Source organism: Gordonia hankookensis (assembly GCF_014673215.1).
Taxonomy (GTDB): Bacteria; Actinomycetota; Actinomycetes; order Mycobacteriales; family Mycobacteriaceae; genus Gordonia; species Gordonia hankookensis.
In genome coordinates, this window is record NZ_JACWMS010000005.1 from 327,946 (window position 1) to 353,928 (window position 25,983).

23 protein-coding genes are annotated in these 25,983 nt (G+C 67.3%); 4 read left to right on the forward strand and 19 right to left on the reverse strand.

What is annotated here, in order from left to right; translation table 11 throughout:
- Nucleotides 1–161 precede the first annotated feature (161 nt).
- The 10 genes from IDF66_RS22010 to dop all read right to left on the reverse strand — a co-directional run bounded on the left by IDF66_RS22010 (nt 162) and on the right by dop (nt 11,330).
- Nucleotides 162–2,981: a DEAD/DEAH box helicase gene (locus IDF66_RS22010; RefSeq protein WP_190268619.1), complete on the reverse strand. Its 2,820-nt coding sequence runs from the start codon at nt 2,979–2,981 to the stop codon at nt 162–164.
- Entirely contained in the window at nt 2,978–3,967 is a 990-nt protein-coding gene (gene tatC / locus IDF66_RS22015) for a twin-arginine translocase subunit TatC (protein ID WP_190268620.1), read from the reverse strand. The genes IDF66_RS22010 and tatC overlap by 4 nt, the downstream gene beginning before the upstream one ends.
- A 32-nt stretch (nt 3,968–3,999) precedes the next feature.
- Nucleotides 4,000–4,272 (reverse strand): Sec-independent protein translocase subunit TatA, encoded by a 273-nt coding sequence (tatA, locus tag IDF66_RS22020; RefSeq protein WP_190268621.1) that lies wholly within the window; start codon nt 4,270–4,272, stop codon nt 4,000–4,002.
- Between the two features lie 81 nt (nt 4,273–4,353).
- Nucleotides 4,354–5,328: a helix-turn-helix transcriptional regulator gene (locus IDF66_RS22025; RefSeq protein WP_387999750.1), complete on the reverse strand. Its 975-nt coding sequence runs from the start codon at nt 5,326–5,328 to the stop codon at nt 4,354–4,356.
- Nucleotides 5,325–6,317 carry a helix-turn-helix transcriptional regulator gene (locus IDF66_RS22030; RefSeq protein WP_164309672.1) on the reverse strand — a complete coding sequence of 331 codons (993 nt, stop codon included), beginning with the start codon at nt 6,315–6,317 and terminating at the stop codon, nt 5,325–5,327. Before IDF66_RS22030 ends, IDF66_RS22025 begins: the two co-directional genes overlap by 4 nt.
- Nucleotides 6,318–6,333: 16 nt before the next feature.
- The gene (gene pafA / locus IDF66_RS22035) at nt 6,334–7,692 is read right to left on the reverse strand and encodes a Pup--protein ligase (protein WP_164309671.1); all 1,359 of its coding nucleotides are present in this window, start codon (nt 7,690–7,692) and stop codon (nt 6,334–6,336) included.
- Between the two features lie 95 nt (nt 7,693–7,787).
- Complete coding sequence (prcA, locus tag IDF66_RS22040) at nt 7,788–8,612, reverse strand: proteasome subunit alpha (protein WP_190268623.1); 825 nt, start codon at nt 8,610–8,612, stop codon at nt 7,788–7,790.
- Nucleotides 8,609–9,496: a proteasome subunit beta gene (gene prcB / locus IDF66_RS22045; RefSeq protein ID WP_190268624.1), complete on the reverse strand. Its 888-nt coding sequence runs from the start codon at nt 9,494–9,496 to the stop codon at nt 8,609–8,611. The genes prcA and prcB overlap by 4 nt, the downstream gene beginning before the upstream one ends.
- The gene (locus tag IDF66_RS22050; RefSeq protein WP_161059114.1) at nt 9,493–9,684 is read right to left on the reverse strand and encodes a ubiquitin-like protein Pup; all 192 of its coding nucleotides are present in this window, start codon (nt 9,682–9,684) and stop codon (nt 9,493–9,495) included. The genes prcB and IDF66_RS22050 overlap by 4 nt, the downstream gene beginning before the upstream one ends.
- 140 nt (nt 9,685–9,824) lie before the next feature.
- The gene (gene dop / locus IDF66_RS22055) at nt 9,825–11,330 is read right to left on the reverse strand and encodes a depupylase/deamidase Dop (protein ID WP_164309668.1); all 1,506 of its coding nucleotides are present in this window, start codon (nt 11,328–11,330) and stop codon (nt 9,825–9,827) included.
- Nucleotides 11,331–11,397: 67 nt separating this feature from the next.
- On the opposite strand from dop, the gene glgP reads away from it, so the two are divergent.
- Nucleotides 11,398–14,058 carry an alpha-glucan family phosphorylase gene (glgP, locus tag IDF66_RS22060; RefSeq protein ID WP_190268625.1) on the forward strand — a complete coding sequence of 887 codons (2,661 nt, stop codon included), beginning with the start codon at nt 11,398–11,400 and terminating at the stop codon, nt 14,056–14,058.
- 76 nt (nt 14,059–14,134) lie between these two features.
- Here the strand turns inward: glgP and arc are convergent, their stop codons facing one another.
- Nucleotides 14,135–15,862 carry a proteasome ATPase gene (gene arc, locus IDF66_RS22065; RefSeq protein ID WP_203589325.1) on the reverse strand — a complete coding sequence of 576 codons (1,728 nt, stop codon included), beginning with the start codon at nt 15,860–15,862 and terminating at the stop codon, nt 14,135–14,137.
- A 291-nt stretch (nt 15,863–16,153) separates the two neighbouring features.
- Entirely contained in the window at nt 16,154–16,999 is an 846-nt protein-coding gene (locus tag IDF66_RS22070) for a tRNA (adenine-N1)-methyltransferase (RefSeq protein WP_164309912.1), read from the reverse strand.
- A 74-nt stretch (nt 17,000–17,073) separates the two neighbouring features.
- On the opposite strand from IDF66_RS22070, the gene IDF66_RS22075 reads away from it, so the two are divergent.
- Both IDF66_RS22075 and IDF66_RS22080 read left to right on the forward strand, forming a co-directional pair.
- Nucleotides 17,074–17,964, forward strand: coding sequence for a RecB family exonuclease (locus IDF66_RS22075; protein WP_190268626.1), 891 nt, complete (start codon nt 17,074–17,076; stop codon nt 17,962–17,964).
- Nucleotides 17,965–18,020: 56 nt separating this feature from the next.
- Complete coding sequence (locus IDF66_RS22080) at nt 18,021–18,866, forward strand: thioesterase family protein (protein WP_164309664.1); 846 nt, start codon at nt 18,021–18,023, stop codon at nt 18,864–18,866.
- 20 nt (nt 18,867–18,886) lie between these two features.
- Here the strand turns inward: IDF66_RS22080 and hisG are convergent, their stop codons facing one another.
- The 4 genes from hisG to IDF66_RS22100 all read right to left on the reverse strand — a co-directional run bounded on the left by hisG (nt 18,887) and on the right by IDF66_RS22100 (nt 21,617).
- On the reverse strand, nt 18,887–19,732 hold the full coding sequence (hisG, locus tag IDF66_RS22085; RefSeq protein ID WP_164309663.1) for an ATP phosphoribosyltransferase: 846 nt from the start codon (nt 19,730–19,732) through the stop codon (nt 18,887–18,889).
- A 77-nt stretch (nt 19,733–19,809) separates the two neighbouring features.
- The gene (locus tag IDF66_RS22090) at nt 19,810–20,073 is read right to left on the reverse strand and encodes a phosphoribosyl-ATP diphosphatase (RefSeq protein WP_164309662.1); all 264 of its coding nucleotides are present in this window, start codon (nt 20,071–20,073) and stop codon (nt 19,810–19,812) included.
- Nucleotides 20,074–20,079: 6 nt separating this feature from the next.
- Nucleotides 20,080–20,823, reverse strand: a complete 744-nt coding sequence (locus tag IDF66_RS22095; RefSeq protein ID WP_317628811.1) for an HAD family hydrolase — start codon at nt 20,821–20,823, stop codon at nt 20,080–20,082.
- Nucleotides 20,820–21,617, reverse strand: a complete 798-nt coding sequence (locus tag IDF66_RS22100) for a helix-turn-helix domain-containing protein (protein ID WP_190268627.1) — start codon at nt 21,615–21,617, stop codon at nt 20,820–20,822. The genes IDF66_RS22095 and IDF66_RS22100 overlap by 4 nt, the downstream gene beginning before the upstream one ends.
- Nucleotides 21,618–21,666: 49 nt before the next feature.
- On the opposite strand from IDF66_RS22100, the gene IDF66_RS22105 reads away from it, so the two are divergent.
- The gene (locus tag IDF66_RS22105; protein ID WP_317628812.1) at nt 21,667–22,551 is read left to right on the forward strand and encodes a serine aminopeptidase domain-containing protein; all 885 of its coding nucleotides are present in this window, start codon (nt 21,667–21,669) and stop codon (nt 22,549–22,551) included.
- Here IDF66_RS22105 and IDF66_RS22110 read toward each other — a convergent pair.
- From IDF66_RS22110 to IDF66_RS22120, 3 genes are all read right to left on the reverse strand, one after another.
- Nucleotides 22,452–23,915: a hypothetical protein gene (locus IDF66_RS22110; RefSeq protein WP_190268628.1), complete on the reverse strand. Its 1,464-nt coding sequence runs from the start codon at nt 23,913–23,915 to the stop codon at nt 22,452–22,454. The two genes, IDF66_RS22105 and IDF66_RS22110, sit on opposite strands and share 100 nt — an antisense overlap.
- Before the next feature lie 110 nt (nt 23,916–24,025).
- Nucleotides 24,026–25,474, reverse strand: a complete 1,449-nt coding sequence (locus IDF66_RS22115; RefSeq protein WP_223309964.1) for an MFS transporter — start codon at nt 25,472–25,474, stop codon at nt 24,026–24,028.
- Nucleotides 25,475–25,485: 11 nt separating this feature from the next.
- Nucleotides 25,486–25,950, reverse strand: coding sequence for a MarR family winged helix-turn-helix transcriptional regulator (locus tag IDF66_RS22120; RefSeq protein WP_190268630.1), 465 nt, complete (start codon nt 25,948–25,950; stop codon nt 25,486–25,488).
- Nucleotides 25,951–25,983: the final 33 nt, after the last annotated feature.

Sequence of the window (25,983 nt, forward strand, 5' to 3'; positions counted from 1 at the left end):
CATGGTGGTCGTCGAGGGAGGAACGTGCCCCGCCGCGGGTCCCGCGACGGGTGGTCGAACCGGCCCACCCCGTACTCCCGACCGCGTGGAGAACGTTACCTCACACGTCGGGAGCCCAGCGTGCTCCTGACGCGTGTGTGGTAAGGCCGTCCAGGTCGCCCTCAGCGCAGCTCCGCGGCCACCACGCCACGCCGGATCGCGCCGACGGCCGCGCGTGCCGCGCCTGCGAGCCGCGTATCGGCCCCCACTCCGAGCCGGATCTGTTCCAGGAGGTCGATGACCTGACGATTCCACCGGACGAAATCTCCCGGCGACAGCAACTGACCGCGCTCACCCGCCGCGGCGAGGGATTCGGTGAGCGAACGCCCAGATGCCCACAGCGACACCGCAACCGAGAATCCAGTGTCCGGTTCCCGGGTGGGGTCGACACGATGCCTGGACTCGACGTCGGTCACCTCGCGCCAGATCTCGACTGTGCGGGCGAGGGCATCGCGCTGCGCGGCGTTGCCGGGCATCGCGTCGATGCCCGAGTAGCTCTCCCGGCGGGCCTCGAAGACCATCGCGGCGACCACTGCGGCCAGTTCGTGCGGAGCCAACGCGTCCCAGATCCCGGCTCTGATGCACTCGGTCACCAGCAGGTCGCTCTCGCTGTAGATTCGGCTGAGTAGATGACCCGCAGCGGTCACCGACGTCTCCCGGCCGCCGGGTCCATCGGAGGCATCGAGATACCCCAGTTCGGCGAGGACGCCGACGATCCGGCCGAACTGCACCCCCAGCGTCGAGGTACGTTCTCCGATCGCGCGGTCGGCGGACGCGATCTCGCGGACCACCCGATTGCGTCGCTCCGCGAGTCGGAACAGTTCGTCGTTGCCGTCGAGACCGTGTGCGGGGTGATTGCGCAAGGTCGAACGCAGGCGGCCGAGTTCACGATCGTCGGCGGCGACCGCACGCTGCTTCTTGGACCGACCGCGCGGCATCTCGATACCCGTCGATCGCAGTGCGGACGCGAGATCCCGACGCCCCTTCCCGGTGCGCCGGTCGACATGTTTGGGCAACCGCATGTTGCCGAGGACCTGCGGCGGATTGACGAAGTCGCGGGTGCCCACCCGGCCACACCAGGCATCCTCGCTCAACACCAGCGGCTTGGGGTCCACCGCTTGCGCGGCGGGTTCGAGGACCACCGCGAGCCCTCGGTGGCGACCGCCGTGGAGGCCGATGACATGTCCTCGTTTCAGAGCGGCCAGATCCGCAACCGTCGACTGCGTGTTGGCCGTGCGGCGCTCGAACTTGAGTTCTCGTTCACGGCGCCGGATGTCCTCCCGGAGCTGCACATAGCCCAGGAATCCCGGATAGGTCTCATGGCTGTCGGGATCGTCGTCGTCGGTGTCGAGGACGCCCGGCTCCAGCCCACGGTTCTCGGCAGCCCCGGCCAGTTCGACGTCGAGCTTGCGCAACCGCCGACGGGCCTCGTCGGCCTTGCGTGCCTGACCGACCACCGACCGATCGGCCTGGAACTGGGCGAAGGACCGGTTCAGGAGTTCGCGCGAACCGGCGAGGCCGAGGCGGCCGATCAGGTTGACCGCCATGTTGTATTCGGGCTGGAACGAGCTGCGCAGCGGAAAGGTTCGCGCGCCGGCCAGACCCGCGACCTCCTCGGGCACGAGGTCGGGGGTCCACACGACCACCGCGTGCCCTTCGACATCGATCCCGCGCCGACCTGCCCTACCGGTCAACTGGGTGAACTCACCGGGCGTCAGGTCGACGTGGGCTTCACCGTTGAACTTGATCAGCCGTTCGAGGGCGACGGTGCGGGCGGGCATGTTGATACCGAGCGCGAGGGTCTCCGTGGCGAAGACCATTCTGACCAGACCGAGCGTGAAGAGTTCCTCCACGGTGTGCCGGAAGGTCGGCAGCAGGCCGGCGTGGTGGGCGGCGAAGCCCCGACGCAGACCAGCCCTCCACTCTGCGACGCCGAGGATCTCTTCGTCCGCCGGTGACAGTTCGGTCAGGTGCCGGTCCACCACCTCGTCGACCGCCTGGGACTCCCGTGGGGTCAGCAGATGCAGCCCCGACCGCAGGCACTGTGCGAGGGCGCCATCGCAACCTGCGCGGGAGAAGATGAAGCCGATCGCCGGCAGCAGACCTTCTCGATCGAGGCGCGCGACCAGATCGGGCCGCGAGGGCGGACGGGCACCGCCGCCTCGTCGTCCGCCCCGTGGCGGTGGCCCACGGCGCCCTCGGCCCCGACCGCGGTCGTCCCGGTCGTCGGCCATCAGGACCCGGTGTCGGATGTAGCGCTTGAGTTCCGGGTTCACCTGCGGACGTACCGTTTTCGACGGGCTCGGGGCGTCGGCCGTCGGGTCGAAGAGGTCGAACATCCGGGTACCCACCAGCATGTGCTGACTCAGCGGAACCGGGCGGTGTTCGTCGACGACGACGGTGGTGTCGCCGCGAACGGTCTGGATCCAGTCGCCGAACTCCTCGGCATTGCTGACCGTCGCAGACAGACTCACGACCCTCACCGCCGGTTCGAGGTGCAGGATCACCTCTTCCCACACCGCACCGCGGAACCGGTCCGCGAGGAAATGCACCTCATCCATCACCACATGGGAAAGGCCTTGCAGCGCACGCGAGTTCGCATAGATCATGTTGCGCACGACCTCGGTGGTCATCACCACCACCGGTGCGTCGGAGTTGATCGACTGGTCCCCCGTCAGCAGACCGACCGAGTCCGCACCGTGGATGGCGACCAGGTCGGCGTACTTCTGGTTGCTCAGCGCTTTGATCGGCGTCGTATAGAAACATTTCGTCCCACCCGCGAGCGCGAGGTGGACGGCGAACTCACCGACGATCGTCTTCCCCGCGCCGGTCGGCGCGCAGACCAGGACGCCGTGCCCGGCCTCCAGGGCGACACAGGCCCGGCGCTGGAAGTCGTCGAGCCGAAAGGCGAGCCGGTCGGTGAAGTCGTCGAGTCGGGTCACAGGATGTCGTCGAAGGTGTCGCGGTCGCGTACCGAGGTACCGGCTGCGGAAGCGCCGTGGCCGTGAGGATCCGACTGCGACGATGCGATCCGCGACGCCGTGGGTGCGGGCCCCGTTGCCGGGAGCGGGCTCGCCTGGTCGTCGGGTATCGAGGACCAGTCCGTTGCCGCCTGCCGCTTGCGCCGCTTGTCGTTGATCCGCGCGAACTGGATCGCGAACTCAAGGAGCACCGTCAGGGCCACCGACAATGCGAGCATGCTGAAGGGATCCTGCCCGGGGGTTGCGATCGCGGCGAAGACGAACAACGCGAAGACCAACCCACGACGCCACGACTTGAGACGCGCATATGTCAGGACGCCGATGACGTTCAGCGCGACGATCAGGAGCGGCAACTCGAAGCTCACGCCGAAGATGATCAGCAGGTGGAGCATGAACCCGAAGTACTGGTCGCCTGCCAATGCGGTCACCTGCACATCGTTGCCGACCGTCAACAGGAAGTGGAAGGCCTTCGAGACGACGAGGTAGGCAAGGATCGCACCGGTCACGAACAGGGCCGCGGCGGCAGACACGAAACTGACCGCGTAGCGGCGTTCGTTCGAGTGCAGGCCGGGGGTGATGAACTCCCAGATCTGATAGAGCCAGATCGGGCAGGCGAGCACCACGCCCGCGGTCAGTGCGACCTTCAGCCGCAGCATGAACTGATCGAATGGACCGGTCGCCAGGAGACGGCACGAGCCGTCATCGGTGAGTGTCGCCCGTGAAGACGAGGGCAGGTCGCAGTACGGCCCGCGCAGCAACTCGCCCAGTGACGGGGTGCCGAACAAGCCGTGTGTGTACCAGATGAAGCCGATGATCGTCGTCACGACGATCGCGAGCATGGAGATGACGACTCTGGTCCGGAGTTCGTAGAGATGCTCGACCAACGGCATGGTGCCGTCAGGGTTGAGCTTGCGTTTACGGCGTCTCGGGTCGAGAGAAATTCGCACGCGGGTGCCCTGGCCTCGGTTCCGCCGAGCGCCTACGCGGACTTCTTCACGTCATCGGGCGACTTCGGCGCGGAGTTCGTAGGCGCGGAATTCGTGGGAGCCTCGCCGGGGGGAAGCTCGCGTGTGGTCGGCGCGGCAGGCTCGCCGGGGTCCTTGCCGTCGTTCTGCATCTCCTTGACCTCGCTCTTGAAGATCCGCAACGACTGGCCCAGTCCGCGCGCGGCGTCGGGCAGCTTCTTGGAGCCGAACAAGATCACCACCACGAGCAAGACGATCACCCAGTGCCACCAGGACAAAGCGCCCATGTTTCTACCTCCGAATCGCGACATTGCCAATGCTACCCGAGGGAAGTCGGGCAGCCGAGTGCACAACCGGTCGCCGCGACCTCACTGATACCGTCCTCGAGCTGCCGCAGCCGTCGAGGCGACCATATCAGCGATACCGGGGTCCGAGACAGGTCTGACGCGACCCCCGAAACCCAGCAGGAATCGCGACAGCCAGTCCGCCGAACCGTAGACGAGGCGTGCGCGCAGCGGCGCGTCCGGGTCGGTGCGGTTCTCGACCGGCTCGAGTGGCTCGACGAGGTAGTAATCGAGGATCCAGAGCTCGTCCGGGTCGATCTCGATCTCGGCCGACGGCAGATCCGGATTGTCGGAGAGGATCGCCGACTGCGGATGTGCGAGCGCTTCGGCCGGCGGGGTTGCCGGTTCGTCCAGCATTGTCGCGGTCTCGACCCGATCGAAGCGGAACAACCGGACCCCGTCGCTGCTCCGGCACCACGCCTCGAGATAGGTGTTGCCGTCCATGGTCTGCAGCCGGATCGGATCGACGACTCGTTCGGTCACGCTGTCGCGAGTGGCGGAGTAATAGCGGATCTCGAGGGCACGCTCGGCCCGTACCGCGTCGCGGATGGTCGCGTAGGTGGGGTTGTCGGAGTCGCCACCCTCGTCACCGCCGCCGGTGGGGACGGGCAGGCGCTTCTCCGAAGCCCCGACAGCCTGCTCGATCTTGGCGATGGCACGGCGCGCGGCCGCGCGGTCGACCGCGCCGGGCATGTCGAGCAGGGCACGTAGGGCGACGAGCATGGTGCTCGCCTCGGTGCTGGTCAGACTCAGCGGGCGATTCATCCCGGCGGTGAACCCGACCTCCACATAACCCTGTTCGAACTGCAGATCGATGAGGTCGTCGGGAAAGTGCCCGGGCAGGCCACAGACAAAGAGGAGTTCGAGATCCTTGGTCAGTTGCCTTGGGGTGATGCCGAGGTCGCGGGCGGCCTGCTCCAGCGCGATACCGCGTCGCGCGGCGAAGTACGGGACCAGCGCGAGCAGGCGACTGAACCGATCGGGACGCGGCGCCATCAGGCGCTCACCCCGGTGAGTCGGTCCAGCGATGCGATCACCATGTCCCGCAGTTCGGGAGGCGACAGCACCACGGCGTCGGCGCCGGCGCCCAGCGCCATCCGGGCCAGGGTGGACATCGACCGGATCTCGATCTCCAGGACATCACCTGCCTCGCCGTCGTGGTCGTGGGCGGCCGCCTGGGTGGCGAGACGTCGAAGTCCGGCGGCCCGGTCAGCCGCCACCCAGATGCGGGCGGTCCGGCCGTCCGAACCGGCCGCGGACTCGACGGCGGTCGTGACGATGCTCTGGAGGTCGGTGTCGTCCGGGACGGTCACGGTGCCCGCGGCGCCGACCGCGGTGACATCCGAGATCCGCGAGAGTCGGAAGGTGCGGGTGGCCGCGCGATCGCGGTCGTGCCCGACGACGTACCAGCGCCCTCGATGGGTCACCACTCCCCAGGGCTCCAGGGTCCGGGTCGCCGCTGTCGAGGCCGCGCCCGACCGGTAGGTGAAGGTCACCGCCTGCGACGCCCCGATCGCCGACAACAGCGTCGCCAGAGCCGATTCCGAGCCGACCGACCGAGCGGACAGGGCGGCGGAGAAGCCGATCTCGTCGTCGGTGCGGACGTCGATCCCGGCGGCCTGGAGCTTGAGTACGGCCGTCTGTGAGATCGCGGCGATCTCCGGGGCATCCCACAGCGCCGCCGCCATCGCGACCACGGCGGCCTCCGAACGGTCGAGCTCGATGTCGGGCAGTTCGTAGCTGTCCCGGTTGATCCGGTACCCGTCGGCACCACCCGACAGCCGCTCCCGGCCGGTCACCAGCGGGATGCCGAGGTCGCGCAGCTCCGTCTTGTCGCGTTCGAACATCCTGTTGAAGGCCTCGACGGACTGCCCGTCGTCGTTGTAGCCCTTGACGTTGCGGCGGATGTACTCCGCGGTCACGAACTGACTGGTCGACAGCAGGCAGATCACGAGGTTCAGCAGGCGTTCGACTTTCGGGGTTGACACCGGAACAGCTTACGCATCACATCGACGCGATGAGTCGATCGACGCGCTCGTCGACACTGCGGAACGGGTCCTTGCACAACACCGTCCGCTGCGCCTGATCGTTGAGCTTCAGATGCACCCAGTCGACGGTGAAATCCCGACCCGCCTTCTGCGCGGCGGAGATGAAGTCGCCGCGGAGTTTCGCACGGGTGGTCTGCGGCGGTTCGTTCACCGCGTTCGCGATCGCCTCGTCGGTGGTGGCCCGCGTGACCAGCCCCTTGCGCGTCAGCACGTCGAACACCCCGCGACCGCGCTTGATGTCGTGGAATGCGAGATCGAGCTGCGCGATCTTCGGGTCCGAGAGATCCATCGAGTACCGGTCCTGGTACCGGTCGAACAGCTTGCGCTTGATCACCCAGTCGACCTCGGTGTCGACCTTGGAGAAGTCGTCGGCCTCGACGGCGTCGAGCATCCGCCCCCACAGGTCGACCACCTGGTCCATCTCCGGATCCGGGCGGCGGTTGACCATGTGCTCGACGGCCCGCGCGTGGTACTCACGCTGGATGTCCAGGGCACTCGCCTGCCTGCCGCCTGCCAGGCGCACCGGTCGTCGACCGGTGGGGTCGTGGCTGACCTCGCGGATCGCGCGGATCGGGTTGTCGAGGGCGAAATCGCGGAACGCGACACCGGCCTCGATCATCTCCAGCACGAGCGCAGCCGAGCCCACCTTGAGCATCGTGGTCATCTCGGCCATGTTCGAGTCCCCGACGATGACGTGCAGCCGTCGGTACTTCTCCGCATCCGCATGCGGCTCGTCGCGGGTGTTGATGATCGGTCGTGACCGGGTGGTCGCCGACGACACGCCCTCCCAGATGTGTTCCGCTCGTTGCGAGAGGCAGAAGGTGGCGGCCTTCGGGGTCTGCAGGACCTTGCCCGCACCGCAGATCAGCTGCCGGGTGACCAGGAAGGGCAGCAGCACGTCGGAGATCCGGGAGAACTCTCCTGCCCGCACCACCAGGTAGTTCTCGTGGCACCCGTAGGAGTTGCCCGCCGAGTCGGTGTTGTTCTTGAACAGGTAGATGTCGCCGCCGATCCCCTCGTCGGCCAATCGCTGCTCGGCATCGATCAGGAGATCCTCCAGGACGAGCTCACCGGCCCGGTCATGGTTGATCAACTGGATCAGGCTGTCGCACTCGGCGGTCGCATATTCGGGGTGCGATCCCACGTCGAGATAGAGGCGCGCCCCGTTCTGCAGGAAGACGTTGGACGAACGTCCCCAGGAGACAACCCGCCGGAAGAGGTAGCGGGCCACCTCGTCCGGACTCAATCGACGATGACCGTGAAAGGTACATGTGACACCGAATTCGGTCTCGATACCCATGATTCGACGCTGCACATCGTCAACCCTACTCGCGGAACACCCCGTGGACCCGGCGACGCGACGGCGGTGGCCCGACCGGATGGTCCGGTCCGGTCACCGCCCGGGCGCAGTCAGGATTCCGTGTCCCCCGAGGAGGAGGCCGCGTCGTTCCCGTCCCCGTCGCCGGCCTGCGAGTCGGGCCCGGGGGCGACACTGGGCAGCAGATCCGTCAACGCGGTGTTGTTCAGTCGCTTGAACGCCCTGCGCGGACGATTCCGATCGAGGATCGCCACCTCGAGATCGTTGGCGGTCAACTCCCGTGGCGGCGCCGACGTCGCGGTGGCCGTCGACGACGCGCCGGATCCGTTGCCGCTCGCCTCGGGTGGGGTCGCCAAGGCCGCCACGGCGACCGCCAGGGCCGCCGAGAGCTCGAGATCGGGCTCGTAGCTGGTGCGCAACGCCGCGGTGATCGCGTCGTTGGCGCCACCCATCACCAGGAACCGGGTCTCGTCCGAGATGGAACCGTCGTAGCTGATGCGATAGAGCTGCGACGGGCCCGGCTTGCCCGGCTTGGCCACCTCGGCCACACACAGCTCGACCTCATAGGGCTTGGCCTGCTCGGTGAACACGGCGCCCAGGGTGTTGGCGTAGGCGTTGGCCAACGAGAGACCTGCGACGTCGGCACGGTCGTAGCTGTAACCGCGCATGTCCGCGAGCTGGATGCCCGCCTTTCGGAGGCTCTCGAACTCGTTGTACTTGCCGACCGCCGCGAAGCCGATGCGGTCGTAGATCTCGCTGACCTTGCGCAAGGTGTTCGACGGGTTCTCCGCGACGAAGAGCACCCCGTCGGCATATGTCAGGGCCACCACACTGCGGCCACGCGCAATCCCCTTGCGCGCCAGGTCCGAGCGGTCGCGCATGATCTGTTCGGCACTGGCGTAATACGGGAACGTCATCGTGGATCCCCCTCGTGCTCGGCGGCCCGTCGGTCCAAGATGACCCGTGCCGCCTCCTCGATCTCCGACGGTGCGACCTCGCGCGCCCCGTCGGCCGCCACGATCACCGCGGTCGGGAAGATCTTGCGAATGAGGTCGGGGCCGCCGGTCGCCGAGTCGTCGTCGGCGGCGTCGTAGAGCGATTCGATCGCTATCGACAACGCCGATACGCCATCCAGGTCGTTGCGGTACAGCTTCTTGAGCGACGACTTGGCGAAGACCGATCCCGATCCGATCGCCTGGTAGCCGCCGAGTTCCTCGTGCCGGTCGCCTGCGACGTCGAAGGAGAAGATCCGGCCGCGTTCGGACGGATCGTCATGATCGATGTCGTAACCGACGAGCAGCGGGATGGCCGCCAGTCCCTGCATGGCAGCGCCGAGGTTGCCGCGCACCATGGAGGCGAGACGGCTCACCTTGCCGTCCAGGGTGAGCGAGACGCCCTCGATCTTCTCGTAATGCTCGAGCTCCACCGCGAACAGCCGGACCATCTCGATCGCGATCCCGGCTGTACCGGCGATGCCGGCGGCCGAGTACTCGTCGGTGATGTAGACCTTCTGCACGTCACGATTGGCGATGAGATTCCCCGCGGTGGAACGCCGGTCGCCGGCAAGAACCACGCCACCCGGATAGGACACCGCGACGATCGTGGTGCCGTGCGGGATCTCGTCCGCGGTACCCGCGCCACTGATGCTCATGCGCTCAGCCCGGTGCTGCGGAAGCTGCTCGGGCGCGTGCGCCCGGACGTACTCGGTGAACGACGAGATGTCCGCCCCCATCAACGACGAGGATGCAGATGTGGGCCGCGCGGATTGGTAGGGGTGCAGTGATCCGAACCGATCGCTCACTGGCCGCCCTTCTGCACGTAGGCGCGCACGAAGTCTTCGGCGTTCTCCTCGAGCACGTCGTCGATCTCGTCGAGCAGGTCGTCGGTGTCCTCGGCAAGCTTCTCGCGGCGTTCCTGGCCGGCACCGCCGTCCGAACCGATGTCGTCATCGTCGTCGCCGCCACCGCGCTTGGTCTGTTCCTGCGCCATCTGCTGCCTCCTTCAACCGATTCGGCCCGCTCGGCCGAGATCCGGCAGATCGTTGCCGGACTCCACATCGTGTAACTCCACACCCTACCGGTGCGGACGCCCGCAGGGGCGGAAGCGAACACGCCCGCCGCGCGGCTGCGTCAGGAGGTCGTCGTCAGCTGGTCGACGAGCTCCGCGGCGGAATTCACCGAATCCAGGAGCTCCCCGACGTGGGCACGACTCCCCCGCAGCGGCTCGAGCGTCGGTATCCGGACCAGCGAATCGCCGCCGAGGTCGAAGATCACCGAATCCCAGCTGGCGGCCGCGATCTCCGCGCCGAACCGCCGCAAGCACTCGCCCCGGAAGTACGCCCGGGTGTTGTCCGGGGGCTGGTTGATCGCCCGCATCACGTCGTTCTCGTCGACGAGACGCTTCATCGATCCACGCGCCACGAGCCGGTTGTAGAGACCCTTGTCGAGCCGGACGTCGGAGTACTGCAGATCGATCAGCTGCAGTCGCGGCGCCGACCATCCCAGACCCTCGCGCTGGCGGAATCCTTCGAGGATGCGCAGCTTGGCGGGCCAGTCGAGGATGTCGGCGCACTCCATCGGATCCCGCTCGAGCCGGTCGAGGACGTCGGCCCAGGTCTCCAGGACGTGCGCGGCGCGGGTGTCGTCGCTGCGTTCGGTCTCGTGGAACTTCATGCACCGCTCGAGGTACTCCCGCTGCAACGCGAGCGCGGTCAGTTCCCGGCCGTCGGTGAGCGCGACAGTGGTGGTCAGACCGGGGTCATGGCTGATCGTGTGCACAGCCTGCACCGGTCGCGCCAGCTCGATGTCGGAGAAGTCGACGCCCGCCTCGATGAGGTCCAGGACCAGGGCGGTGGTGCCGACCTTGAGGTAGGTCGCGGTCTCGGCCAGGTTCGCGTCGCCGATGATGACGTGCAGTCGGCGATAGCGTTCCGGATCGGCGTGGGGCTCGTCGCGGGTGTTGATGATGCCCCGCTTGAGGGTGGTCTCGAGGCCGACCTCGACCTCGATGTAGTCCGAGCGCTGCGACAGCTGGTAGCCCGCCTCGTCGCCGGACTGGCCGATGCCGACCCGGCCCGACCCGGTGATCACCTGACGCGAGGCGAAGAACGTGGTGAGACCGGCGATGACCGCGGTGAACGGGGTCTCGCGGTTCATCAGATAGTTCTCATGGGTGCCGTAGGACGCACCCTTGCCGTCGATGTTGTTCTTGTAGAGCTGCAGGCGAGGTGCGCCCGGGACACTGGCCACATGCCGGGCGGCCGCCTCCATGACCCGCTCCCCCGCCTTGTCCCAGATGACCGCGTCCATCGGGTCGGTGACCTCGGGAGCCGAGTACTCCGGGTGCGCATGGTCGACGTAGAGGCGGGCGCCGTTGGTCAGGATCATGTTCGCCGCGCCGATCTCGTCGGCGTCGATGATGGGTGCCGGACCCGACCCCCGCCCGAGATCGAATCCGCGGGCATCACGCAGGGGGGATTCCACCTCATAGTCCCAGCGTGTGCGCTTCGCGCGCGGCACACCCGCGGCCGCGGCGTACGCCAGCACGGCCTGGGTGGAGGTCATGATCGGGTTCGCGGTCGGGTCGCCGGGAGCTGAGATCCCGTACTCGACCTCGGTGCCGATGATTCGCTGCATGCTACGAGCGTAGATGTTCATCGTGCTGCGGTCGCACCCTCGCCCCCGTCTCGGTAGCGTCGACGCGGTGAAAGCCTTCCGCCGGTTCACCGTTCGGGTGCCGTTACCAGCCGAGCTCACCGACCTCGCCGACCTCGCCCACAACCTGCGCTGGGCGTGGCACGCCCCGACCCAGGAGCTATTCGCCGCGATCGATCCGGCGCTCTGGCACGACACGACCGATCCGCTACGACTGCTCGCGGAGGTGGACCCGGACCGCATCGCCGAGCTGGCCCGGGATCATGCCTTCCTCGACCGACTCGCGATCGTGCGTGAGGATCTCGAACGCTATACGAGCCGACCCCGGTGGTTCGGTGACTATGCCGACCACCTGGGACCGGAAGCCGTTGCACCGCAAGCCATCGCCTATTTCTCGATGGAGTTCGGCATCTCGGAGGTGCTACCCATCTATTCCGGTGGACTCGGCATCCTCGCAGGCGACCACCTGAAAGCCGCCTCCGACCTCGGTCTGCCCCTCGTCGGCGTCGGCCTCTTCTACCGCTCGGGCTACTTCCACCAGAGTCTGTCCCATGACGGCTGGCAGGTCGAGCGTTATCCGGTCAACGACCCGACGTCACTGCCGCTGAGCATCCTCGCCGACGACGACGGTCCGGTCGTCGTGACGATGTCGATGCCGGGCGGCCGGACCCTCGACGCCCAGGTGTGGGTGGCGACAGTCGGCCGGATCCCGCTCCTGCTGCTCGACTCCGATCTGCCGACCAACGACGAGGAACTCCGCAACGTCACCGACCGGCTCTACGGCGGCGACCAGGACCACCGCATCAAGCAGGAGATCCTGCTCGGCATCGGGGGCGTACGCGCGGTACGGGAGTACGTCCGGATCAGTGGGCACGCCGTCCCGACGGTGTTCCACATGAACGAGGGACACGCGGGGTTCCTCGGCGTCGAGCGGATCCGGGAACTGTGCAGCGATCCGGCGCCGGGAGCGACCGACTCCCTCGACTTCGACACGGCGGAGGCCGTCGTGCGGGCGTCGAACATCTTCACCACCCACACCCCGGTACCCGCCGGCATCGACAGATTCCCGCTCGACATGGTGCGCTACTACCTCGACGCCGACGACGCCGGGAACTCGCGGTTGGTGCCGGGGCTGTCGGTGGCCACTGTCCTCGACCTGGGCGACGAGGCAGATCCCGGCGTGTTCAACATGGCGCACATGGGCTTCCGGCTCGGGCAGCGGAGCAACGGCGTCTCGCAGTTGCACGGTGCGGTCAGTCGTGAGATGTTCGCCGACCTGTGGCCGGGTTTCGACGCAGGTGAGGTCCCGATCGGAGCCGTCACCAACGGGGTCCACGGACCCACCTGGACCGCCAGGCGCTGGCAGGAACTGGCTGTGGACGACGGGGACGGCGCCGCCGGGGTCGTCGCGGGGCTTCCGGCCGACGATATCTGGGAGATCCGCTCGACCCTGCGGGCCCGGCTGGTCGACGAGGTGCGTCGACGCGCTCACGCCAGCGGCCGTGACCGGGGGTTCACCGACGCCGAACTGGGGTGGACGGGCGACATCTTCGATCCGACCGCACTGACGATCGGCTTCGCCCGGCGAGCGGCGACCTACAAACGACTCACCCTGATGCTGCGCGATCCCGAGCGGATGCGACGTATCCTCACCGATCCGGATCGCCCGGTACAGCTGGTCATCGCTGGTAAGGCACATCCAGCCGACGACGGCGGCAAGGCACTCATCCAGCAGGTGGTCCGGTTCACCGACGACCCCGGACTCCGGGACCGGATCGTCTTCCTCCCCGACTACGACATCTCGATGGCGCGCGAGATCTACGCCGGCTGTGACGTCTGGCTCAACAACCCGGTTCGCCCGATGGAGGCCTGCGGCACATCCGGCATGAAGTCCGCCATGAACGGCGGCCTCAACCTGTCCATCCTCGACGGTTGGTGGGACGAGATGGCCGACGGCGAGAACGGCTGGGCGATCCCGTCCGCGGAGGGTGTCGCCGATGAGCACCGACGCGACGATCTCGAGGCGGAGGCGCTCTATTCGCTGCTCGAGGAGACCGTGATCCCGATGTTCTACAACCGGTCGGTCGCGGGTGTGCCCGAACGCTGGGTGGAGATGGTCCGGCACACGCTGAGCAGGCTCGGGCCGAAGGTCCAGGCGTCGCGGATGGTGCGGGACTACACGACCGCCCTCTACGGCCCTGCTGCCACACAGTTCGCCTCCATCTGCGCGGACGGCTTCGCACCGGCGCACGATCTCGCCGACTACCGGCACCTGCTCGATCGGAGCTGGCCCGCGGTGCAGATCGCCGGCATCGACGAGTCGGGATCCGGTGGCTCCCTCGTCGAGGGCAGCCCGCAGCGGGTGAGCCTGACGCTCACCGCCCACGTGGCGCTCGGCGAGCTGACGGCCGACCGGGTGCGCGTCCAGGCGCTGGTGGGCCGGGTGACCGACGACGGCGAGATCATCGATCCGGTGATCGCCGAGATGACCCCGACGGCCGGTACCGACCCGTCCGGGCGCACGCTGTTCGTGGCGACCGTGTCCCCCGCCCGATCCGGCCGCCACGGATACACCGCACGGGTGCTGCCCCGGCATCGACAACTCTCCGACGACGCCGAGCTCGGTCTGGTGCGCTATCCCGTCGGGACGGCCGCCGATGCCGGACCGGCGTTGGCCGGAACCGTCCCGGTCTCCGGCGCACACTCCTGACGACTCCGACGGCGAGGGCCCCACGCGTCAGATGCGTGGGGCCCTCGCCGTCGGAACCGATCGGCCGCGAACCGGCCTACAGGTACTGGCCCGTGTTGGTCTCGGTGTCGATCGCACGGCTCGCGCCTGCGCTCTTGCCGGTGACCAGCGTGCGGATATAGACGATCCGCTCGCCCTTCTTGCCCGAGATCCGGGCCCAGTCGTCGGGATTGGTGGTGTTCGGCAGGTCCTCGTTCTCGGCGAACTCGTCGAGGATCGAGTCGAACAGGTGCTGCACCCGAAGACCTGGTTGGCCGGTGTCGAGCTGCGACTTGATCGCGTACTTCTTGGACCGGTCGACGACGTTCTGGATCATCGCGCCGGAGTTGAAGTCCTTGAAGTACATGATCTCCTTGTCGCCGTTGGCGTAGGTGACCTCCAGGAACCGGTTGTCGTCGCTCTCGGCGTACATCCGCTCCACGACCCGTTCGATCATCGCGTTGACGCACGCGGTGCGGTCTCCGCCGAACTCGTTGAGGTCGTCGGCGTGCACCGGCAGCTGCTCGGTCAGGTACTTGGAGAAGATGTCCATCGCAGATTCGGCGTCGGGGCGCTCGATCTTGATCTTCACGTCGAGCCGGCCCGGTCGCAGGATCGCCGGATCGATCATGTCCTCGCGGTTCGATGCGCCGATCACGATGACGTTCTCGAGGCCCTCGACGCCGTCGATCTCACTGAGCAGCTGCGGCACGACGGTGGTCTCCACGTCCGACGAGACGCCGGACCCACGGGTCCGGAAGATCGAATCCATCTCGTCGAAGAAGACGATCACCGGGGTGCCCTCGGACGCCTTCTCCCGGGCCCGCTGGAAGATCAGTCGGATGTGACGCTCCGTCTCACCAACGAACTTGTTGAGCAGCTCGGGGCCCTTGATGTTGAGGAAGTACGACTTCGCCTCTTTCGCGTCGTCGCCACGCACCTGAGCGATCTTCTTGGCCAGCGAGTTGGCGACCGCCTTGGCGATGAGGGTCTTGCCGCACCCCGGCGGGCCGTAGAGCAGCACACCCTTGGGCGGGCGCAGTGCGTAGTCGCGGAACAGGTCCTTGTGCAGGAACGGGAGCTCGACGGCGTCGCGGATCTGCTCGATCTGGCGACCGAGTCCGCCGATGTCCTCGTAGCCGACGTCGGGGACCTCTTCGAGGACCAGGTCCTCCACCTCGGCCTTGGGCACCCGCTCGAAGGCGAAGCCGGCCTTGGTGTCGATGAGCAGCGAATCGCCGGGGCGGAGTTTGCGGCGCTTGCCGTCTTCACCGTCGACCTCGCCCATCAGCGGTTCGGCCAGCCAGACGACACGTTCTTCGTCGGCATGGCCGACGACGAGCGCGCGACTACCGTCGCCGAGGATCTCCCGCAGCGTGCTGATCTCGCCGACGGAGTCGAACTCACACGCCTCGACGATGGTCAGCGCCTCGTTCAGCCGCAGGGTCTGCCCCTTGCTGAGCGACTCGACGTCGATGTTCGGCGAGCACGTGAGCCGCATCTTCCGGCCGGAGGTGAACACGTCCACGGTGCTGTCGGGGTGGATGTCGAGGAGCACGCCGTAGCCACTCGGCGGCTGCCCGAGTCGGTCGACCTCCTCACGGAGTGCCACGAGCTGCTGGCGGGCCTCTTTGAGGGTGTCGAGCAGCTTCGCATTGCGCGCGGTCAGGTTGTCGACCCGTTCCTGCAGGTCCTTGGGGTCGGCCGGCCTTGCGAATGACGAGCGTTGCGAGTCCGGACGCGCGACGGGCGACGCATACGCGGGGATGAAACTCTCTTCGGGCATCTGTGCGGACTCATCGCGATCGGATCCGTCGTCGTGCGCACCCGAGGACCCGAGGCGGTCGGCGCCGCTGGCGCCCTGGCGGTCAGATTCGGTCATTGCTGACTCCTCTCCCCGGCAAACACTTCTCTCATGGAGTGTTTGCGCCGTAACACCACGCTACCGGTGTGGACCGGAAAACGCCGTGCACCGCGCGATTCACGGTGTTGACGGTCTGTTAAATGTACGTATTCGCAACGTATTCGCGACGTTTCGCGCGGTAAACCCCTTACGCCCGCGACGAACGCAACACGCTCACCCTTTCGACGGCCGACGCTGCGGCCGAAGCGTCGTGACGCCGTCCGCGAGGCGTCGAGTCGTGATGAGAAAGGCCGTATGGCCTTGCATTTTGTGTTCCGGACGCACCGCGAGGCCGACGGCACTCCAGTCCCTCACCAGGGACTCCCAGGCACGGGGCTCCGTCCAGCACTCCTGTTCGCGCATCGCCTCCATGACGCGCGACAGCTGCGTGACCGTCGCCACATAAACGATCAACACGCCGCCGGGGGTGATCGCGTCCCGCACCACGTCGAGGGGCTCCCACGGGGCCAGCATGTCGAGCACGATGCGGTCGAAACGACCGTCGGCAGACAGTCCGGACGTGTCCAGATGTGCGAGATCGTCGATGACGAGATCCCAGTTGGCAGGCCTGCCGCCGAAGAACGTATCGACGTTGCGGACGGCATGTTCGGCGTGATCGTCCCGGACCTCGTAGGAGGTGACCGTGCCCTCGGGTCCGACGGCACGGAGCAATGAACAGGTCAGTGCGCCCGAGCCTGCGCCCGCCTCCAGGACCCGCGCGCCGGGGAAGATGTCACCCTCGGTGACGATCTGCGCCGCGTCCTTCGGATAGATGACCTGGGCACCCCGCGGCATCGACAGGACGTAGTCCACCAACAGAGGGCGCAGCGCGAGATACTGCGTCCCGCTCGTCGCCGACACGATGCTCCCCTCGGGAGACCCGATCAGGTCGTCGTGGGCGATCGCACCACGGTGGGTGTGGAAGAGCTTCCCCTCCTCGAGGTTCACGGTGAACTTGCGTCCCTTGGCGTCGGTGAGCTGTACGCGGTCTCCCACGGTGAAGGGGCCGGATGTCGGCATCGGATTGAAGTCCTTCCGGCTGGTCAGGGTGTCGTTCCCTGAACCTGTCACTGTCGCGACCTACCCTGCCAGTTGTGAGTACGACAACCGAAGCCGGGCCCGTTCCCGGGCCCTCGGAAGCCGCGGGCCCCGGCGAGAGCGGACCGTCGCCGAGAGGACTGGTCGGGCGCCCGTTGGCCCTGTCCCCCTCGCGCGCAGCGGACTTCAAACAGTGTCCGCTGCTCTACCGCTACCGGGCGATCGACCGGTTCCCGGAGACCCCGACCCAGGCCCAGACGCGAGGGACGGTGGTGCATTCCGCACTGGAGAATCTCTTCGACATGCCGGCGGAGCTGCGTACCCAGGAGTCCGCAGACCTGCTCGTCGAGGGCGCATGGGCGGCGATGTGCGAGGCCGATCCGCAGCTGTCCGATGTGGTCGACGAGAGCCAGAGCGGGCGGTTCGTGGCGGAGGCCCAGAAACTCATCGCGACGTATTACACGATGGAGAACCCGACCGCCTTCGAGGCCGAATCCTGCGAAGAGCACGTCGAGATCGATGTCGATGACGTGTTGATGCGTGGATTCATCGATCGGATCGACATCGCACCGACCGGAGAGATCCGGGTCGTCGACTACAAGACGGGGAGATCACCCAGCGAGGCCTACGAGGCCAAGGCCCTCTTCCAGATGAAGTTCTATGCGCTCGCGATCCTGCGCACCCGTGGCGTGGTGCCCAAGCGGCTCCAGTTGATGTATCTGTCCGACGGTCAGCAGCTCGTCTACGAACCCGACCGGGCCGAACTCGAACGATTCTCGCGCACCCTGAAAGCGATCTGGTCGGCGATCCGGTCGGCGGTCGCCAGTGGCGATTTCCGTCCGCGCCGGTCGCGGCTGTGCAACATGTGCGAGCACAAGGCACGTTGTCCTGAGTTCGGCGGCCAGGTGCCGCCCTACCCGGGGCCGCCGCCGGGATTCACCCCCTGATCGCCGACCACCGACCCTTCTGCTGACCACTATGACGGTTGGCATACGGTGGCTTTGTGGAGAGCTGTTACTACGTACCGATCGACCGCCCGGAGACGCAGACGCCAGACGCCGGGGCAGGTGTCGAGTACTTCCAGCCCACCGAGGCGACGCAGAGTGTGTGGGCGGCGACGATGCAGCATGGCGGTCCGCCGTCGGGACTGATGATGCGGTCACTGTTGCGGTGTGACCCGGACCCGGGTCAGCGGTTCACGCGGGTGACCACCGAGATCCTCGGTCCGATCGGGCTCGGGGTGAATCGAATCAGCGCCCAGGTGATCCGGCCGGGACGGCAGATCAGCCTGGTGGGCACCGATCTCGAGGTGCAGCAGCCCGACGGTTCGTTCCGGCTGGCCGCGCGGTCGGTCGGCTGGCGGTTGCGCACCGCCGACACCTCGGCGATCGCCGAGGAGCCAGCCCCGCTGACCCCGCTCCCCGCCGAGCTGACCCCCGTCGCAGGCGTCACCGGCAACGAGGACCTCGGAGTGGATTGGGGCACAACGGGTTTCATTGGTTCGATCGAATCGGCGACGATCGCGGGCCGCACCGGCGACACCCCGGCGGTGTGGATCCGGCCCGCGATCCCACTCGTCGGTGGTGAGGAGATCTCCGATCTGGAGTCGGTCTTCAGCGTCATCGACATCGCGAACGGTATGGGCACGCGTCTGCGTACCGACGAGTGGACGTGGATGAACACCGACACCACCGTGCACCTCACCCGGACGCCCAGCGGACCGTGGGTGGGCATCGACGCCGACATGGTGCAGGGGCCGGACGGGTACGGCGCGACCTTCGCAGACCTCTTCGACACCGACGGGTTCATCGGCCGGTCGGCGCAGACGGTGCTCCTGTCCGCCCTCTGACGGATCGTCGGGGATCCGGGTCAGAAACGGCAGGAGCGGATGTCGGTCGCGAGAATCGCTTTCGCCCCGAGCTCGGACAGCTCGTCCATGAGACCCTGGTGCTCCTTGCGCGGCACCATCGCGCGCACCGCCACCCAGGCCGGATCCGCCATGGGTGCCACAGTCGGCGATTCCAGTCCCGGCGTCAGCGCGGACGCCTGTTCGAGGAGGGTGCGCGGGCAGTCGTAGTCGATCATCACGTACTGCTGCCCGAAGACGACACCCTGGACGCGGGCGATGAACTGTTTGGCGGCCTTGGTCCGCTCCGCGCCACCCTGCGAGATCAGCACAGCCTCCGAGTCGCACAGCGAGTCGCCGAACGCGGCCAGTCCGTGCTGGCGCAGCGTGCGGCCCGATCCCACGACGTCGGCGATCGCGTCCGCCACGCCGAGCTGGATCGAGATCTCGACGGCTCCGTCGAGCCGGATGATCTCGGCGTCGAGCCCGCGCCTGCCGAGGTCGGCACGCACCAGATTCGGGTACGACGTCGCGATCCGCTTGCCCGCCAGTTCCTCGACGGTCCAGCCCTTCCCGGCGGGAGCGGCGTACCGGAAGGTCGAGGAACCGAAGCCCATCGAGATCTGTTCGTCCACGGTGGCGCCCGAGTCGAGTGCCAGGTCACGTCCGGTGATCCCGAGGTCGAGAGTGCCGGACCCCACGTAGATGGCGATGTCCTTGGGCCGCAGGAAGAAGAACTCGACGTCGTTGGCGTTGTCGAGGACGGTGAGATCCTTGGGGTCCGAACGCTTGCGATATCCGGCTTCGGCCAACACGGCCCCCGCCGATTCGGAGAGTGATCCCTTGTTGGGCACGGCTACGCGCAACATGTTGTGGTGTCCTAACTGATTGCCGGGTGATCTGTGGAGGCGATCCGGGGCCGGTACGTGACATCCGATGCCGACCCCTACAGATGGCGGTACACGTCCTCCAGCGAGAGTCCACGCTTGATCATCATCACCTGCAGCCAGTAGACCAGTTGGGAGATCTCCTCACCCAGCGACTCGTCGGACTCGTACTCGGCGGCCAGCCACACCTCGCCGGCCTCTTCGATGATCTTCTTGCCGAGGGTGTGCACCCCGGAGTCGAGGGCCGCGACGGTCCCGCTCCCGGCGGGTCGATGCTGCGCCTTGTCGCTCAGTTCGGCGAACAGCTCCTCGAATGTCTTCACGATCCCCTATCTTGGCATGTCACGGTGGTCGGAACGATGGCCGGGGTGCTGCCCGGTCCAGGCATCGGTGAGGTCGTCGAGGGTGAGACCCACCAACGATTCCCTGAAGGTACGCAGATTCCCGGACGGAACCGGCGCCGCCGACGGGAGCACCAGCGTCGGACACCCGGCCGCGGTCGCCGCGACGGTCCCGGTCGGCGAGTCCTCGACGGCCAGGCATTCATCGGGTGTCAGGCCGAGTAGTGCCGCCCCGCGCAGGTAGAGGTCCGGCGCAGGCTTCCCGACCGGGACCTCGTCGCCGCAGACCGTCGCGGTGAACCGGTCGCGCCCCAGCGTCTCCAGAGCGGTGTCGGTCAGTTCGCGCACCGTGTTCGTGACCAGCACCATCGGCAGTCCTGCCCCGGCCACCAGGTCCAACGCCGCCGCTGCGCCCGGTCTCCACGGCAGCCCGGCAGCGAAGAGTCCGGCGACGTGGTCGAGCAGCCACCGATAGTCGCCGTCCCGGTCCCGGTCCGGTTCGGCGATGGCGGCGGCGTCGTAGACCTTCGTCATCGCATCGGGAAGGGAGTTGCCCAGCGTCGACTCCCGAAGGGCGGGCGACATCATGATGCCGTGCCGCAGTGCCAGATCGGCCATCGCGATATCCCACAACGGCTCGGAGTCGAGCAGCGTGCCGTCCATGTCCCAGAGCACGGCTGCCGGACCCGAACGGGCGGCACGGGACGATGGGACGCTCGGAGTGCTGTTCACCCCTGCATTCTCGCAACCACATCCTCGGTCGCCTCGTCCGCCGGGTAGAACAGCTCGATGGTCAGTTCCTCGAGCGTGATGTCGCGGGGCGTCCCGAAGGTGGTGAGCGTGGTGAAGAACGACAACACGTCATCGCCCAGGCGGAGTACGAAGGGCACCAGCAAGGCCGGCTCACCACTGCGTTCCGCTGATCGCGTTGCGCGTCGGTCGAGGTCGGCAACCGTCGAGTACTCCCCCACCTCACGTTCGATGGCGGTGAGGCGCGGATCCGCCGTGATCCGGACCAGCCGACGAAGAGTGTCCACCAGGTACGCCGCCCAGACGTCGAGGTTCTCCGTCATGCGGGCGAAACCATCGGGGTGCAGGGACGCACGGAAGACGTTGAACGGCGGCCCCTGCAGGTGTGCCGGAAGCAGCGCGGCGAGCGATGCCGCCGAGTCGTTGGCCAACACGACGTTCCAGCTCCGATCGAGGGCAAGGCCCGGGTTGGGATCGTGCGCGTCGAGAATTCGCTGCACGGAGGCCCGAATCCGTTGCATCGCCGCCGCATCGAGTGACTCCTCGGAGTATCGCGGCGCATGCCCGGCTGCGAGCAGGAGCGCGTTGCGTTCCCGCAGAGGGATGTCGAGGCGGGTGGACAGCGCCTCGAGCAAGGCCGGGCTCGGTCGCGACTTCCCCGTTTCGACGAAGCTCAGATGTCGCGGTGAGACACCGACGTCGTAGGCCAGGTCGAGCTGACTGATCGACCGCTGCGAACGCCACTGCCGCAACATCGTTCCCGCATCGGCCGCCATCTGGCCATCCTAGAGCGGGCGGTGATCGGATCCGACTACCTCGGAGGTAGTGGATTCGCTGCACGACGACGAGCAGGCTGCACTCATGACCCACCACACCTCACCGACCGTGCTGATCTCCCCGGCGATGGCGGTGCCGTCGCGCTATTACCGACCGGTCGTGGACGCCTTCGCGCGGCGTGAGTGGTTCGCGGCGACGATTCCGCGACGTGGGCTCGACCCCGGCACCGATGCGCCCTCGCGGTCCGAGGACTGGTCCTACGCCGACGAGGCGGACGATCTCTCCGCGGCCGTTCGCCGTGTGCGTGCGCAGACGCCCGGCGCGCCGGTCATGATCCTCGGGCACAGTCTCGGTGCCCAGTTGTGCGCGGTCATCGGACAGCGCGGCGGCGAGGGCGCCCCGGACGCCATCGCCACGGTCGCGGCCTCGGTGCCCTACTTCCGTCACTACGCGCGTGGGGGTGTGGTGGAGTGGTGCACCGCAGCCGCCGTCCCGATCGTCACCGCGGCGGTCGGCCACTGGCCCACCCCGGGTTTCGGCGCCCCCGCACCTCGAACGCTGATGCGCGAGTGGGCTCGCATGGTTCGCACCGGAGTCACCCCGTTCGACGGTGGCGATCCGATCGAGATCCCCACGCTCGCGGTCCGTCTCGCCGACGACCGCCTGGTGCCCGCGCGAGCGGCCGAGCGCTTCGAGCGCGCCTTTCATCCGGCCGCCCGCACCACCTGGACATACTCGGCGGACGACTGCCCGCCGGGCGGGTCGGTGGGCCACGTCCGGTGGGCCCGCACGCCGGACGCGGTGGTCGACCGGATCGTCGACTGGTGGACGTCTCAGCTCGGGGAGGACGTCACCCGTAGGCGCCCCCGCCGGAACGTGTCGATCACGGCGACGACGACACCGAGCACGGCCAAGCCCATCATCGACGCGTAGATCGACAGTGCGGTATCGCCACGGCCCGAGCTGTAGCCACCACCCCCATTCGGTCCGCCGCGCGCTGCGCCACCGTGGGCGCCGTGGGCGGATCCCGGATCGCCGCCGGTGCCGCCGCCTGGGCTGCCGGGTGGGCCGCCCTGGCCGCCGCCCGGCGCGCCCGCATGTCCCCCGCCACCGGGACCACCGCCACCGGGACCACCGCCACGATGCCCACCGCCACCGGGACCACCCATCCCCTGTCCTTGGTCGCCGGTCAGCGAGGAGTGGTACACACCGATCGCGGCCGCCTGGATGAGGATCGGGATCACGATGAAGCGAAGCGGCAGGTAGAACGCCATGACCACACTCAGGATCTCCGCCGTGAAGAAGTAGCGATCGTGCATTGCCGGGAGCAGGAACGGCACGATCACCGAGGAAGCGGTCGCGACCACCAGGATCGAGGTCGGGGTCACCTCGGGCTTCTTCCAGACCGACCAGGCCAGGAACACCACGATGACGCCGGCGGCAGCAGCGATCCCGAGATGAGCGAGCCAGGTCGCATCACCGGAGATAGGGATGAGTTGATACAGATTCGCGGCACCCAGGGTCAGTTGCTGATAACTGTCGGTCTGATCCAGGTACACCGACAGTGCGGTCTGGAAGGGGGCGCCCGCGACGAGCGCCGGGACGTCGAGCAGCAGGTACACCACCGGGATGGCCGTCAATGCGTACCACGGCACGCGGCGCCGGAGCAGCATCCAGGCCAGCACCGGCAGCACGAAGACGGCCTGCAACTTGAACGAGATGGCCAGGCCGAACAGGCCGCATGCCCAGAGCGAGTTCCAGCGGTACGACTCGTGCCGGGCTCTCATCAGGAAGTACACGCCGCCGAGCGCGAACGCCGAGTAGATCGCGTCGGCCTGACCCCAATAGGCGCTGTTGGCGATCACCGACGGCAAGAACACCATCGTCGCGAACGCCAAGGCGCGCAATGCGAATCGGTCGGTCCGGAGGCCGACGATGCGATAAGCGAAGAAGCCCAGCACGAAATCGAAGAGGATCGAGATCGCCTTGATGCCCACCAGCGCGGGGATGTTGAGGACGGTGAGGATCCAGATCAGATACAGATAGGGGTAGTTGTAGTCGGCGAACTTCTCACGGAATGCCCCGAAGCCCTGCGTGTCGAGGGTGTCGTACCACCGGCTGAGAAACGCTCGGTAATCGAGGGTCTCGACGTCGAGGAACCAGCAGCGGATTCCGATGGCGACTGCGATGATGACGCCGAGCACGAGCCACCGCATCCAGCGCGGTGTCCCGGTGACGGCGTGCGACTCGGATGTGCCGTCGAGTGCAGGCGTGAGGGCAGGGGCAGCCAAGGTCATGCTCACCACTGTGGGTGGCGAAGCTGTGGACCCGGTGTCAGCCCGCTGGGAGGTTCACGCGGACCCGCCCGCAGTGGACGGTCCGTCCCGGATCGGTGACACCGGATCGTTCACGGACCGGTTGTCGCGACGATCTGCTCCCGCGTGCGCTCGGCGGTCCGGGCGGCCCGGCGACCCGTCGACACGATGCCGACGATGATGATCCCGACACCGCACGACGCCATGAGGATCCATGCCGGATGCGACGCCGCCGCCAATCCATCGGAGACCGGGCCGTCGAGGCCGGCGAACGCGACGGCCCCGAAGATCGCGACGCCCAACGAGATCCCGACCTGTCGGCTGGTCGAGGCGATCGCGGACGCAACGCCTGCCTGCGATCGTGGCATACCCGAGACGGCCGCATTGGTGATCGGGGCGTTGACCAAACCCATGCCCACCCCGAGGAACAGGTACGCGACCCCGAGGTACCACATGCTGGTGTCGTGACCGGCCTGCGTCAGCATCACGCCGCTCGCCAGAACCATCACACCGGCACCGACCATGGGCACACGTGCGCCCCGATCGCCCACCAGTCGGCCGGACAGCGGCGAGAACACGGCATTCGCGACCGCCATCGGCAACGTCATCAACCCGGCCTGAAGTGGGCTCAACCCGCGCACCTGCTGAAGGTAGAGGGTGTTGAGGAACAGGAAGCCGCCCATCGCACTGAACGCCAGGATTGCACCGATCACCGAGCTGCTGAACGGGATGCTGTGGAAGAAGCGAAGATCCAAGAGCGGCTCATGCCTGCGTGATTCGACGAGCAGGAACAGAAGGAGCGCCACGATCGCGGCGGTGAACGCACCGACGACCAGACCGGAGTCCCATCCGAGACCTCGGCCCTCGATGATGCCGTACGTGAGAGTGGCGAGAAAGACCAGGATCAGGAACTGACCGGCGGGATCGGGCCGGCGTGCACGGGCCGCCTTCGACTCCGGCACCAGGATCGCGGTGAGGATGCATGCGGCCAGGCAGACCGGGACGTTCAGCCAGAAGATCGCCTCCCAGCCGATGCCGTCGACCAGTGCACCGCCGACGAGCGGACCGAGTGCCATGCTCACCCCGATCGCCGTGCCCCACATGCCGATCGCCCGTGCCCTCTCCTTCGGTTCGGTGAAGGTGTTGGTGATGATCGACATCGCGACGGGGTTCATCATCGCCCCACCGACAGCCTGCAGCATGCGCGCACCGATGAGCATCTCCGGCGACACCGCCAAGGAGCAGAAGATGGAACCGAGCCCGAAGACGGTGAGTCCCACCTGGAAGACTCGTTTGCGGCCCAGTCGGTCGCCCAATGATCCACCCAGCATCAGCAGGCTGGCGAGCACCAAGGTGTAGGCGTCGATCACCCATTGCAGCTGGGATGCCGTCGCGCCGAGTTCGGAGCCGATCGCCGGTAGGGCGACGTTCACGCCGGAAGTGTCGATCCCCACGATGAAGAGACTCAGACAGCACGTCGCCAGGATCGCCATGCGGCGACGCGTACCGAGCTCGGAGATGTCCGTCACGGGTCCGGACATGGTCGGAAGGTTCATGATTCGGCTGCCTCTCGGAGGGCGTCGAGCAGTGAGCCCAGGTCGCGCAGTTGCTCGTCGTCGAGCGCGGCGAACATCGTGGGGGCGATGGCCGGATCGGCGATCACCGAATCGACGATCCGGCGACCCTCATCGGTGATGGTGACCACCTTGTATCGGCGGTCGGTGGGATGGGGCTCGCGCGTGACCAGCCCCCGGTCGACGAGGTCGTTGACGATTCCACTGGTCGCAGGTGCGTCGACGCCGAGACGCCTGGCCAGGTCGCTCTGGGTCATGTCGCGCACGGCGATCCGGCGCAGCGCACGGAATCGGCTGAACGGCATCTCGACGCGCGCGTCGATCCGGGCGCGCGACTCCACGGCGTGGTCGCGGACGAGGCTGTTCATCGCGAACCAGAGTTCGGTGGCAGTCGGCACAGCTGCCACCGAGGACGCGCGTTTCCCCGAATCAGTTGTACGCATACAATGATTGTATACATACAACCGTTTCCGTGC